Source organism: Trichocoleus sp. DQ-A1, from assembly GCF_039961955.1.
Taxonomy (GTDB): Bacteria; Cyanobacteriota; Cyanobacteriia; order Cyanobacteriales; family FACHB-T130; genus FACHB-T130.
This window is the reverse complement of record NZ_JAMPKE010000034.1, coordinates 13,845-25,903: the sequence shown is the minus strand read 5'-3', so window position 1 is coordinate 25,903 and position 12,059 is coordinate 13,845. Positions and strand designations below refer to the sequence as shown.

Here is a 12,059-nt window from a genome sequence, read left to right as displayed (position 1 = left end):
TCAGGGGATGCCAAAATCTTTACAATATGAAATAAGGTTAAAACGTTTATCAGAAAACAGAGTCAGAATCAATGGCGCTATTCGGATTTGGTAAAAAGCAAAGTCTGCCCACGATCGAGCAAGCATTGCCGGGACGGGCAGAACCCATGCAAGTCCCCGCTACTCACTACGTAAACGGTAATCCGCTGAAACCTCCTTTTCCCGATGGGATGGAGATGGCGATGTTTGGCTTGGGGTGTTTCTGGGGAGCAGAGCGCATATTCTGGAAGCAACCTGGAGTTTTCACCACCGCAGTTGGCTATGCAGCAGGAGTCACGCCAAACCCCACTTATCACGAGGTTTGTACGGGCATGACGGGACACAATGAAGTAGTTTTCGTTGTGTTTGACCCGAAAGTAATTAGTTACGAAACACTCCTGAAACTCTTCTGGGAAAGCCACAATCCTACCCAAGGAATGCGTCAAGGCAATGATGTCGGCACCCAATACCGTTCCGGAATTTATGCGTATTCAGAGAGCCAGAAGAAGCTGGCTGAAGCATCTAGAGACGCTTATCAGCAAGCCCTGAAAGCCTCCGGGTATGGAGAGATTTCCACTGAGATTCTGGATGCTCCTGAGTTCTATTACGCAGAAGCCTATCATCAGCAGTACCTCGCCAAAAACCCCAATGGGTATTGTGGGCTAGGGGGGACGAACGTTACTTGTCCTGCTATGACGAACGCTTGAAATAGAAATTTTGTCTGCTAGCGATCGCTAGCAGAAATCACTATCTTTACCCGGTATGCTCTTGAGCGGGTTGGTGCGTTCGTGGCACTGGTTCCTTAAAGCGTGATGAACTTGTCTAACCTAGATTTGGTAATGGTTTGACCAGTTCTCACTCTTTAGCAAACCAGTGCCACAATTTTTTATTTTGAATTGTCAAACAAAGCCTTGAAACAGAGGCGATAACAATATGAAATCTGCCAATCAGCGCTTCGACTCAGATTTCCTCCGGTCAGTTGCAAATTTCATCGCGATTCTTGCCGCATTTGCGATGAATGTCTATGCAAATGTTGCTCCTCCCAATGGATTGACAATTGGGGAAATATCTAATCGCTTCTTCCGTGAAGTCCCCATCATCCCCGCTAACTATGCTTTTGCGATTTGGGGCGTCATTTATTTAGGTTTGATTAGTTTTGCAGTCTATCAAGTTCTACCCGCCCAAAGACAAAATCCCTATCTGCGTCGAGAAGGGTATTTTTTGGTATTCGCAAGTATTGCACAAATTGCCTGGGTGTTTCTTTTCGGATACCAGCTATTTTCACTCTCAGTTGTGGCAATGCTGTTCATATTGCTGTCCCTGATTGGGATTTATCTGCGGTTGGGAATTGGTTTAGAACGAGTTTCAAGGGCACAAAAATGGTTCGTTCATATTCCCTTGAGCATCTATCTAGCCTGGATTAGTGTTGCGACAATTGTGAATGTGGCGAGTACGCTTGACTATTTAGGTTGGAATGGTTGGGGGATCAGTCCTCAGATATGGACGGTAATTCTGCTGGTTGTAGCGGCAGCGATCGCTGCCACAATTACCGTAAACCGCGCGGATATTGCCTACCCCTTCGTAATTATCTGGGCATTCGTAGCGATCGCAGTGCGTCAAGCCAGTCAACCTTTGATTGCTGCCACAGCGGTTGGATTTGCGATCGCGTTAGGGTTATTAATTTTATGGCGTCAACTGCGCCGTCCTAATGTGGCGATTTAATCGATAAAATCCGGTTGACTACAGCTAAAAAAGAACCTCACCCCCTACCCCCTCTCCGTTAACGGAGAGGGGAAAGTGCTAAAGGTTTTACGGCTTGCCGTTCCTTGGAAGGAGAGGAATTGGACGTGAGGTTTTTATGGTGAAATACAATGTATTGCATCAGATACTAAAACTGACGCGACCACGTTTTAGGCCAGCGTTCAACTACAACTTTTGTTTGGGTAAAGAACGCCACAGCATCTTTCCCTTGACCGTGTAAATCGCCGTAGAAGCTGTCTTTCCAACCACTAAACGGAAAGAACGCCATCGGTGCAGCGACTCCTATATTAATGCCAATATTGCCAGCTTCCGCTTCATACCGAAACTGCCGCGCCGCCGCACCACTGCTAGTAAATAAACAAGCCATATTTCCCCACTGACCGCTATTGACTAATGCGATCGCATCCTCAATCGTCTCCAGATGCATCACTCCTAACACCGGGCCAAAGATTTCTGTACGAGCTAATTCGCTTTTTGGGTTGACATTTTGCAAGATTGTCGGTCGGACAAAGTTTCCCTGTTCGTAACCGGGAATTTTGGCGCTGCGTCCGTCTACTAATACCGTCGCACCTTCGTCGGCTCCTTGTTGAATTAATTGCTCAATTCGTGCTTGACTTTGACGGGTAATTACCGGACCCATTTGCACTTTCTCATCCAAGCCATAGCCAACGACTCGTGTTTGTGCCGCATTTGCGATCGCTTCGGTAAAAGTGTGCCGTGCTTCTCCCACCGTCACAGCCACAGAAGCCGCTAAACAGCGCTGTCCAGCACAGCCAAAAGCACTATCGGCGGTAATTCGAGTCGTCATTTCCATATCCGCATCTGGCAGGACAATGATGGGATTTTTCGCGCCTCCCTGACATTGCACTCGTTTCCCAAAGGCGGCGGCTTTACTGTATACATACTGGGCGACGGGTGAAGAACCGACAAAGCTAATGGCGCGGATTGTGGGATGTTCTAAGATTGCATCGACTACTTCCTTCGCCCCATTCACCAAATTGACGACGCCTTTGGGCAATCCTGTCTTTTCTAGTAATTCAAAGACCTTCTGCATCGTCAAAGGGACTTTTTCAGAAGGCTTAAGAATGGTTGTATTGCCACAAGCGATCGCGTAGGGCAAAAACCAGAAGGGAATCATTCCAGGGAAATTAAACGGAGCGATGATTGCGGTCACTCCCACGGGTTGACGAATCATCATTTCGTCAATCCCACGGGCAACATCTTCCAGATTGTAACCCTGCATCAACATGGGAATCCCACAAGCAACTTCTACATTCTCAATTGCACGTTGTAATTCTGCTTTTGACTCAGCAAACGTCTTCCCACATTCCAGCGTCACGATGCGAGATAACTCATCTAAATGTTCTTCTAATAGAAATTTCAATTTAAATAGATATTGCACTCGTTCCGTTGCCGGGATGCGTCGCCAGTTCGGATAGGCAGCCGCAGCCGCAACAGCAGCAGCCTCGACATCGCTTGCCGGTGACAAGGGAACCTGAGTTAAGACTTCGGCAGTAGCGGGATTTACCACATCCAGGTATTCGGTGGCGCGGGAAGCACACCACTCGCCGTTAATGTAGTTGGGTAAAGGGTTTCTGAAGGACACAGAGATTTCTCCTTCCAAAGGTTTTTTCTGCATCCTACTCCCAAAAAGACCGGAACCGAAGCTTTACCGGGGAGGGTAATTTAACCTGAGTTCGGGTTAAGCAACTTGGAGCAAAGCAAAGTCCAGATCGAGCGACGGTTTCTTGGGCTGATGGCATTCTTGCAATCAACCCACACAGCAGGTTCACCATGAAGTTAACCGGGCTGCGATGCCTGGAGTGTTCAATCTGACAAATGTTCAATCTGACAAAGGCACCATTTACCGTAGAAGGGTCTTGTAATCGAGTGGTGTTCGAGACTTGGCTAGAGAGCTGCTTCATCCCCGTGCTGGAACTGGGACAGGTGGTAATTGTTGATAACGCGACGTTTCATCATGGCAGAGGCATTGCACAACTGCTTGTTTAGGCTAGCTTGAGGCTGTTGTATCTGCCCCCCTATTCTCCTGACCTCAATCGAATTGAGAAGTGTTGGGCTTGGCTCAAAACTCGCATTCGCCAATGCTTCTCTCACTCCAGTTCCCTCCGACACGCGAGCGAGTCTGTTCTTAGGGATGCTGTGTGCTAATACTCCTGCCGATAGGTATATATAGAAAGTTTCTGAATAATTAAGTAAGTTGTACTTTTAGCTTATTTGTTACATACGTAACATTTTAGGGAATCCTAGGAATAAAGTTAAAGCTCGCTTTTTAAACCTAATGACTCCTCTAGTACAGCAATTCCCAAAACTTTCTGGCTATACCTTGGTTGAGCAACTGTATCTAGGTTCTAGGACAGCTGTCTATCGAGGAGTGCAAAGGTTACAGCAATGTCCGGTGGTGATTAAGACACTGCGGCACGAATATCCCAGCTTTAGCGAGTTGGTGCAGTTTCGCAATCAGTATGCGATCGCAAAAAATCTCGACATTCCAGGCATTGTCCAACCGATGAGTCTAGAACCCTATGCTCATGGCTATGCCTTGGTGATGGAAGATATTGGTGGCATCTCTCTACGTCATTACATCCAGACTTCCCCGCTGACGGTTGAACAATTCTGGCCAATTGCTCTGCAAATTGTGGATGTCCTCCAGCAGCTCTATCAGCAACGAATTATTCACAAAGACATTAAACCCGCCAACATTCTGATTCAACCCGAAACTGGGCAGATTAAGCTAATTGACTTTAGCATTGCTTCCCTGTTACCCCGCGAAACCCAAGAGATTCAAAATCCCAACATTCTAGAAGGCACCCTAGCCTATATCTCACCAGAGCAAACCGGGCGGATGAACCGGGGGATTGACTATCGCAGCGATTTCTATTCTTTGGGAATTACCTTTTTTGAACTGCTCACGGGACAGTTACCATTCCCAGCTGACGAGCCAATGGAAATGGTTCATGCCCATATAGCGAAGCAACCCCTCTCTGTCTGCGATCTCAACCCAGATTTGCCCATCCTGCTTGGTGAAATCCTTCGCAAACTGATGGCTAAGAATGCGGAAGAGCGCTATCAAAGTGCCCTCGGTCTTAAGCACGATCTAATGAGATGCCAGCAAGAGTATGATGTTGCGAGCAAACACGCCTGGTTTAACTTAGGTGAACGGGATATCAGCGATCGCTTTTTGATTCCCGAAAAACTCTACGGACGAGAACAAGAAGTTCAAACCTTGCTTGAAGCGTTTGGTCGAGTTGCCAACGGAGCCTCCGAACTGATGCTAGTGGCAGGTTTTTCCGGCATTGGCAAAACCGCCGTCGTCAATGAAGTGCATAAGCCGATTGTGCGTTGGCATGGCTATTTCATCAAAGGTAAATACGACCAATTCAACCGCAATCTTCCCTTTAGCGCCTTTGTCCAAGCCTTCCGTGACCTGATGGGTCAACTGCTGAGTAGTGATGACGTGCAGTTGCAAGATTGGAAAGCGAAGATCCTGGCGGCAGTGGGTGACAATGGTCAGGTGCTGATTGAGGTAATTCCTGAACTCGAACAGGTTATCGGCCCACAACCCCCGGTACCAGAACTCTCCGGTAGCGCCGCTCAGAACCGTTTCAATCTGCTGTTCCAGAAGTTCATCACAGTGTTCACCACCCCAGAGCATCCCCTGGTGATTTTCCTGGATGACTTGCAGTGGGCTGATTCGGCCTCTCTGAACCTGCTCAAACTCCTGCTAACCGAGCGCGATCGCGGTTATCTGTTCATCATCGGAGCTTATCGGGATAACGAAGTGTTCCCGACTCACCCCTTGATGCTGATGCTCGACGAGGTCAAAAAAGCTGAAACCTCGATCCATACCCTCACCCTGGAACCCCTGAGCCAAGGGGATGTGAATCAGTTAACGGCAGATACGCTGAGTTGCTCGATTGAATTAGCTCAGCCATTGACAGAGTTGGTCTGTCAAAAAACCAAGGGGAATCCCTTCTTCCTCACCCAATTTCTCAAAGCCCTGCATGAGGACGGCTATATTTCGTTTGATTCCCAGGCAGGACATTGGCAGTGCGACTTAGCAACGGTGAAGTTACTCGCGCTCACGGATGATGTCGTTGAGTTCATGGCACTTCAGTTGCAAAAATTACCTGCTGCAACCCAGACTGCTTTGAAGCTGGCAGCTTGCATTGGCGCTCAGTTCGATTTGGCGACCCTGGCAATTGTCAATGAGCGATCGCCCGAAGATACCGCCATCGATCTCTGGAAAGCCTTGCAAGAAGGCGTGATTTTACCGATTGCCGAGGTCTATAAGTTTTATCAGCCGTCACCACTTCAGGTGGCAGAAGTCAACCAGGCAGCAACCTTTAACTGTTCCTATCGCTTTCTTCACGACCGCGTTCAGCAAGCCGCCTATTCTCTCATCCCTAACGAGCAAAAACAGACGACTCATTACCAAATCGGGCAACTGTTGCTGCAACAAGTTTCCCCTGCCGCCAGAGAAGAGCGCATTTTTGAAATCGTCAATCAGTTGAACTATGGCACAACGCTGGTTAAGGAACAACAGGAACGGGACGAACTCGCCCAACTCAACCTCATGGCCTGCCGCAAGGCCAGACTGGCAACCGCTTATCAAGCCGCCCGCGAATATGCCACCGTAGGGCTGCAACTGCTAGGAACAGATGCTTGGCACCGGCAGTATGAAATGACCCTATCCTTGCACGACTTAGCTGCCGAGGTCGCTTTCTTGGTGGGCGATTTTGAGCAGATGGATCGGTGGATTGAAGCGGTAATTCATCATGCGAAAACGCCTTTAGAACAGGTGCAAGTCTATCAAGTCAAAATCCAGGCATTAGTCGCCCGCAATCAATTTGTGGAAGCGATCGCGATCGGTCAATCGGTCTTCCGGATGTTAGGCGTGAACTTGCCAGACGAACCCACCCTAGAGGATATTCGCCTCCTAAAGCAGGAAATTGATGCCTTAATTGGCGATCGCGCCATTGAGTCATTTCTTCATCTGCCCCCCATGAGCGATCCTCAGCAGCTCGCGATTATGCAAAATGCAGCGCGACTGACCCCCGTCTGCTATATGTCCGGCACAAAGCTTTATTTTCTGGTCGTAGCCCTCCAGGTTAAATTATCAATTCAGTTTGGCAATAGTCCGGTTTCGCCTTACTGCTACGCGGGTTACGCCTTTCAACTGAGGATATTGTGGGGAGACATGACCAAGGTGCCTCAGTTTGGGCAATTAGGATACCAACTCGCCTCAGAGCCAGATGCCAAAAATATTCGAGCCGCAACAGCCTTGTTAATGGGGGGATATGTGGGTCACTGGACGATCCATCTGCGAGAAACGTTGGCTATTCTGCTGGAAGGCTATCAAGCTGGATTGGAAACTGGCAATCTAGAATTTATGGGCTACGATGCCCAGTTGTACTGCTTCAATGCTTATTGGTGCGGTCAACCGCTCGCTGAACTCGAACCCCAAATTCGCGCCTATTACCAACAGTTGTGCGACCTCCACCAAGTCACGGCAGCAAACTGTGTTTTGGCTTACTGGCAAGCGGCTCAAATTCTTTTGGGTGAGTCAGAGGAAGAGATTCTCCTACGCCAGGATGCCTATGAAGAACAAGTCCTGGATGAGGCAAAAGTTGATTTTTACCGACTATCTTTCTTTTACCTGTATCGATTCACATTGAATTACTGGCTGGAAGATTTTGCCAAAGCGGAACACGATGCCACTCAAACCCGACGGTATTTAGCCGGAGGGATGGGAAGTACCGTTGAACCGATCTTATATTTCTATGATTCTCTGACCGTGCTGGCAACTCCGCCAGAATCGATGTTGGAGTCAGAACCTAGATGGCAGCGAATGCAAGAAAATCAAGCCAAGCTAAAAGAGTGGGCAGATTATGGCCCCATGAATTACTTGCACAAATATCATCTAGTAGAAGCTGAAAAACATCGCGTTCTCGATCGCAAAACGGAAGCGATAGAACTGTATGACCTAGCGATCGCTGGTGCCAAAGCCAATGGCTACCCTCAGGAAGCAGCCCTTGCCAATGAACTGGCGGCAAAATTCTACCTGGCTTGGAACAAAGAGCGGATCGCCCAAGCTTATATAATTGAAGCCTATTATGGCTATGCTCGCTGGGGGGCGAAAGCCAAACTCGCCGACTTAGAAACTCGCTATCCTCAACTGCTGGCTCCCATCCTCCAACAAACGCAGACACTATTCTCTATCGACGAAACCGTATTTGCCACTGGAACTGTCACCGCTACGAATACTTCTTCCACCAGTATTTCTGATTCCCTGGATCTGCTTGCCATCCTCAAAGCTTCCCAAACTCTTTCTAGTGAAATTGAGCTTGAGCAGTTAATTGGTACTCTTTTACTTACGGTAATACAAACCTCAGGGGCGACGCAGTGCGCTTTGATGTTGAGTGAGGAACAAAATCTCACGGTTCAGGCTAAGGCAGAGCTTACGGAATCCGGTCAAATCGCAACGCAGATTCTGCATCCGGCGCAGTCGCTTGTCGATAGCGGTATAGTCCCTATCAGTCTGGTAACAAAAGTCAAACGCAACTTGCAGTCTGCCGTGATTACCAACGCCGTGCAAGAGCCGCTATTGATCGGTGATGTGTATATTCAAAACCAACAGCCCAAGAGTCTGCTGTGCAGCCCCATTCTGCAACAAGGCAAGTTGCTGGGTATGGTCTATCTGGAAAATAATCTGGCAACAGGAGCCTTTACCCGCGATCGCGTTAAGTTGCTGAATCTGCTCTGTGCCCAAGCTGCGATTTCCCTGGAGAATGCTCGCCTCTATCGGCAAGCCCAAGCCTATGCTCAACAGCTAGAAGAATCTCAGCTTCAGATTGTGCAAAACGAAAAAATGGCGACTTTGGGTAACTTGGTGGCAGGAGTTGCTCACGAAATTAATAACCCAGTCGGCTTCCTCAACGGCAGTATTAATAATGCCAAAGATTATGTAAAAGACCTGCGTGAGTATTTAGACACCTACCAGCAGCACCAGCCGCCTACTGGTTCAGTAGCCGAATTGGCCCAAGAAATTGACCTAGAGTTTCTATTGGAGGATTTACCCAAGTTAATTGACTCAATGCAAGGAGCGACCGATCGCATCAAAGGCATCAGCACCAGTCTGCGTACCTTCTCTCGTGCCGATACGGAACACAAAGTTAGCGCCAAGCTGCACGAAGGGTTAGATAGTACGCTGTTAATTCTCAAATATCGACTCAACGCGAATGAAAATCGGCCTGCCATTAAAGTTATCCGAAACTACGGTGAAATCCCTGAAATTGATTGCTTCCCCGGTCAGCTTAACCAAGTGTTTATGAACATTCTGGCTAATGCAATTGATATGTTCGATGAAATGGCACAGCAAACAACCTTCGAAAAATTAGAACATCATCCCCAAAAAATTACGATTCAAACTGCATTATTACTAGAAAAAAATACGGTTGAAATTCGCATTAATGATAATGGTAAAGGCATGAATGAGGAAGTTAGAACTAAGATTTTCGATCATTTGTTTACCACTAAAGAGGTTGGCAAGGGAACGGGGTTAGGCTTAGCGATTGCTCGTCAGATTGTGCTAGAGAAACATGATGGTCGGCTGGAAGTCCAGTCGGAGTTAGGGCAAGGCACTGAGTTTTCCATCTTCCTCCCAGTTCGAGGTCAAGTCATCCATCCTGCTTGAAAGGCTGTAGATCAACCACCGCTGTGACGCAGTACAACCACTCTGTTGCAGCGGAAAGTTTAGATATCTTGGTGTAGATGCAAAGGCGATCTGCTGCCGCTGAACACGACCGTTGTACAGCTTAAATTCTGGGTTTTGGCTGCTGAAGCAGGGACTTTCGCCACTAGGGTTCAAAGTGGCAGCACAAATCGTCGATGTGCTATAAAAGTTCTTCTGGCACTAGATATGGGAGGAACTGGCTGAATTATAGATTTAACTCATTTCAGCTTACACGTCTCCTTCTTTTCTTATCCCAAACTCAGATTAATTTAAACTCCAACATTCGCCAAATCAAAGCGATTAAAAACAAAAAACCCCAGTACCCATCTGGGGTGTACTGAGGAGCGAGTTCTTTCGAGTCCGATTATTTTTTATCTAGAGTCCCGTCCGCTTTGTTCTCTACATTACAGCCGAAATTTGCTCCACTAACGAAAGCCGTCCTTTACACGCGGCGCGAAGCAGACGGTCGATGACATCTCTCTCTTCTTCACCCAACGAATCATCGAGTAGCGCTGCCATAAGTCCGTAGCGGTCAGCAAGCGTCAGGGAACCAGAATAAGTAACTTGAGCGAATAACTCAGAGAGGGCGGTGGGGAGAAGTTGGATAGAAGGCATCGTTTGGGACTTGAACTCGATATCTATAATATCGGTGAATTTCCGGTTGTCATTGGTGATGCGATGGGATAGCAAAAAGTGATTCTTTTAGCCGCCTCTTGTGATTCAAATCACAAGAAATGGCGAACTCAATCGCAGCACGAGTACGATCTGGGTCACTTTATGGCTTCCTGGCGAAAGCTTTACGTTTGTGCTGAATCGAGACTCCCAGAGGCTTCCGTCCTAGGAGTGTCAATTTAAGTCAACAGCAAGGCAAAAAGACCGCATAAAGCAATGCCATCAAAGACTCCGGCTCCGCCGATACTTAGCACTCCTGGTGTCATTGCTTGAATTTCCTTCAGATGCAGCAAATCCGCACCAATCAACGTTCCCAATACGCCCCCAGCAAACGCGACAGGAGCAGCATGAACCCCTGCAATCACAATGGCAGACAGCGCAGCAGTTAGGGGAGCCAATAATGGACTCATTTGAATACCAATTCCCGGCACCACTTTCGCCCCGTAGTAGCTAACAAGCGAGACAATTGCAGTCACTAGGACAATGAAGAGCGGATCTGCACGGGTAAATTGGTACAGCGCCACAACTAGCGGAATTAATCCACCCCCCACATTTAAAGCTACGACAGTTGAACGCTGCACTTTCCTCAGAGGAATCCCCCAGAATTGCCTTAACCAGAAGGAGGTAAAGTCATCGATCAAGTCAGCTTGGGATTCCACTCGATAGAGGGGGATATTGATAGTGCTGCCCAGAATAACTGCTGTTAGTAATAAAACAGCCATACCGGGAGAAAATCCTAGCTTGGCTACCGCAATTTGCACCACATCCACCGCTAAAGCAAACCAAAGAAAAGGTAGTAGCAGCAGGAACAGGATAAATAGAAGTAGGGAGACTGGAAGATAAATCATAAACATCTGGGGGAAGGATTCCTCGTTAGAGTCCTTCACGCTGTCGCTATTGTATAAATTTAGAGAAAATCCAGTAAGACGGTGTTGACCACCTTAATCATTGGTTATTGCCGTACACGAGCAGGAAAGGCTCGTGGTTGTGCGGCCCTACAATATGGGTGGAAAGCATTACTTACTAGGTAGGGTTTTCCCAAATGACAAAAGTTTTTGGGTAGAACAATATTAGATTAAGGAAAGTAAATAAGTCTTGTAACTAAAAGCTGCTTTCTCAAAGTAATTAGCAGTGCAGCCAGTTACTGAAAAAGACTATTTTCTTGCCTCAGGTAAAGCAGCTTCTCCATATTAAGTAATCGCAATCAAAGAAGCTGTGCGCGAGCCTATCAAACGATAACGTTGAGTGAGTTAAGTCTATAACGGAGGTAACTGAACGTATGGCACTAATACGTTGGCAACCATTCCGCGAAATAGAAACCTTACGCCGTCAATTTGACGAACTGTTTGAGGAACTTGCAAGAGGCAACCGCGAGTCTGAGATGACTTGGACGCCTTTGGTTGAACTTCAAGATATGGATGACAACCTCATTCTCAGGGCACAACTTCCCGGATTAGAAGCTAAGGATCTCGATGTCCAAGTGACTCGTGATGCAGTTTCAATTTCGGGGGAACACCGCTCTGAAAACAAGGTTGAAGAGAAAGGATATTTCCGCTCGGAGTTTCGTTACGGTAAATTCCAACGGATGATTCCTTTCCCGGTTCATATCCAAAACGAGCGGGTACAAGCTGACTTCCAGAATGGCGTCTTAACGCTGACTCTACCTAAGGTGGAAGAAGCGCAACGCCGAGTTGTCAGACTCAACTTGGGTGAAAGCCAAGGCGTGGGCAGCGAGCGATGCGATGCCAAAGGAAATCGCTGGGGCAAATGCTTCCACAAATGCTTCCACGACGGTAGAAGCGAACAGCGAACAAGGTAACGGTCATAACGACCAGGCTCAAGCTGGATCAGCGAT

The 12,059-nt window shown here is 47.7% G+C and carries 7 protein-coding genes and 2 pseudogenes; 5 read left to right on the top strand and 4 right to left on the bottom strand.

Annotated features, from left to right (window positions below; genetic code table 11):
- Positions 1-71: 71 nt before the first annotated feature.
- Together msrA and NDI33_RS22730 are read left to right on the top strand one after the other, a co-directional pair.
- On the top strand, positions 72-725 hold the full coding sequence (msrA, locus tag NDI33_RS22735; RefSeq protein WP_190676169.1) for a peptide-methionine (S)-S-oxide reductase MsrA: 654 nt from the start codon (positions 72-74) through the stop codon (positions 723-725).
- A 226-nt stretch (positions 726-951) separates the two neighbouring features.
- Positions 952-1,740: a tryptophan-rich sensory protein gene (locus NDI33_RS22730; protein ID WP_190676167.1), complete on the top strand. Its 789-nt coding sequence runs from the start codon at positions 952-954 to the stop codon at positions 1,738-1,740.
- A 166-nt stretch (positions 1,741-1,906) separates the two neighbouring features.
- On the opposite strand, the gene NDI33_RS22725 is transcribed toward NDI33_RS22730, so the two are convergent.
- Entirely contained in the window at positions 1,907-3,418 is a 1,512-nt protein-coding gene (locus NDI33_RS22725; RefSeq protein WP_190676165.1) for a CoA-acylating methylmalonate-semialdehyde dehydrogenase, read from the bottom strand.
- A gap of 63 nt (positions 3,419-3,481) precedes the next feature.
- Positions 3,482-3,629 (bottom strand): annotated as a pseudogene (locus NDI33_RS22720) (IS982 family transposase); the annotation flags it as partial.
- Between the two features lie 7 nt (positions 3,630-3,636).
- Here NDI33_RS22720 and NDI33_RS22715 point away from each other — a divergent pair.
- Both NDI33_RS22715 and NDI33_RS22710 read left to right on the top strand, forming a co-directional pair.
- Positions 3,637-3,948, top strand: a pseudogene (locus tag NDI33_RS22715) (transposase); the annotation flags it as partial.
- Between the two features lie 130 nt (positions 3,949-4,078).
- Positions 4,079-9,493, top strand: coding sequence for an ATP-binding sensor histidine kinase (locus NDI33_RS22710; protein WP_190676162.1), 5,415 nt, complete (start codon positions 4,079-4,081; stop codon positions 9,491-9,493).
- Between the two features lie 438 nt (positions 9,494-9,931).
- Here NDI33_RS22710 and NDI33_RS22705 read toward each other — a convergent pair whose 3' ends face one another.
- Positions 9,932-10,222: a hypothetical protein gene (locus NDI33_RS22705; protein ID WP_339380513.1), complete on the bottom strand. Its 291-nt coding sequence runs from the start codon at positions 10,220-10,222 to the stop codon at positions 9,932-9,934.
- 161 nt (positions 10,223-10,383) lie between these two features.
- Positions 10,384-11,052 (bottom strand): DUF1614 domain-containing protein, encoded by a 669-nt coding sequence (locus NDI33_RS22700; protein WP_190676205.1) that lies wholly within the window; start codon positions 11,050-11,052, stop codon positions 10,384-10,386.
- A gap of 431 nt (positions 11,053-11,483) precedes the next feature.
- Here NDI33_RS22700 and NDI33_RS22695 point away from each other — a divergent pair, with 431 nt between their 5' ends.
- Positions 11,484-12,023 (top strand): Hsp20/alpha crystallin family protein, encoded by a 540-nt coding sequence (locus NDI33_RS22695; protein ID WP_190676160.1) that lies wholly within the window; start codon positions 11,484-11,486, stop codon positions 12,021-12,023.
- The last annotated feature ends 36 nt before the right edge of the window (positions 12,024-12,059 follow it).

What these genes read in the sequence shown, in the direction of transcription:
- msrA (WP_190676169.1), top strand. Translation starts at nt 72, where the DNA reads ATGGCGCTATTCGGATTTGGTAAAAAGCAAAGTCTGCCCACGATCGAG.
- NDI33_RS22725 (WP_190676165.1), bottom strand. Translation starts at nt 3,418, where the DNA reads ATGCAGAAAAAACCTTTGGAAGGAGAAATCTCTGTGTCCTTCAGAAAC.
- NDI33_RS22710 (WP_190676162.1), top strand. Translation starts at nt 4,079, where the DNA reads ATGACTCCTCTAGTACAGCAATTCCCAAAACTTTCTGGCTATACCTTG.
- NDI33_RS22695 (WP_190676160.1), top strand. Translation starts at nt 11,484, where the DNA reads ATGGCACTAATACGTTGGCAACCATTCCGCGAAATAGAAACCTTACGC.
- NDI33_RS22730 (WP_190676167.1), top strand. Translation starts at nt 952, where the DNA reads ATGAAATCTGCCAATCAGCGCTTCGACTCAGATTTCCTCCGGTCAGTT.
- NDI33_RS22700 (WP_190676205.1), bottom strand. Translation starts at nt 11,052, where the DNA reads ATGATTTATCTTCCAGTCTCCCTACTTCTATTTATCCTGTTCCTGCTG.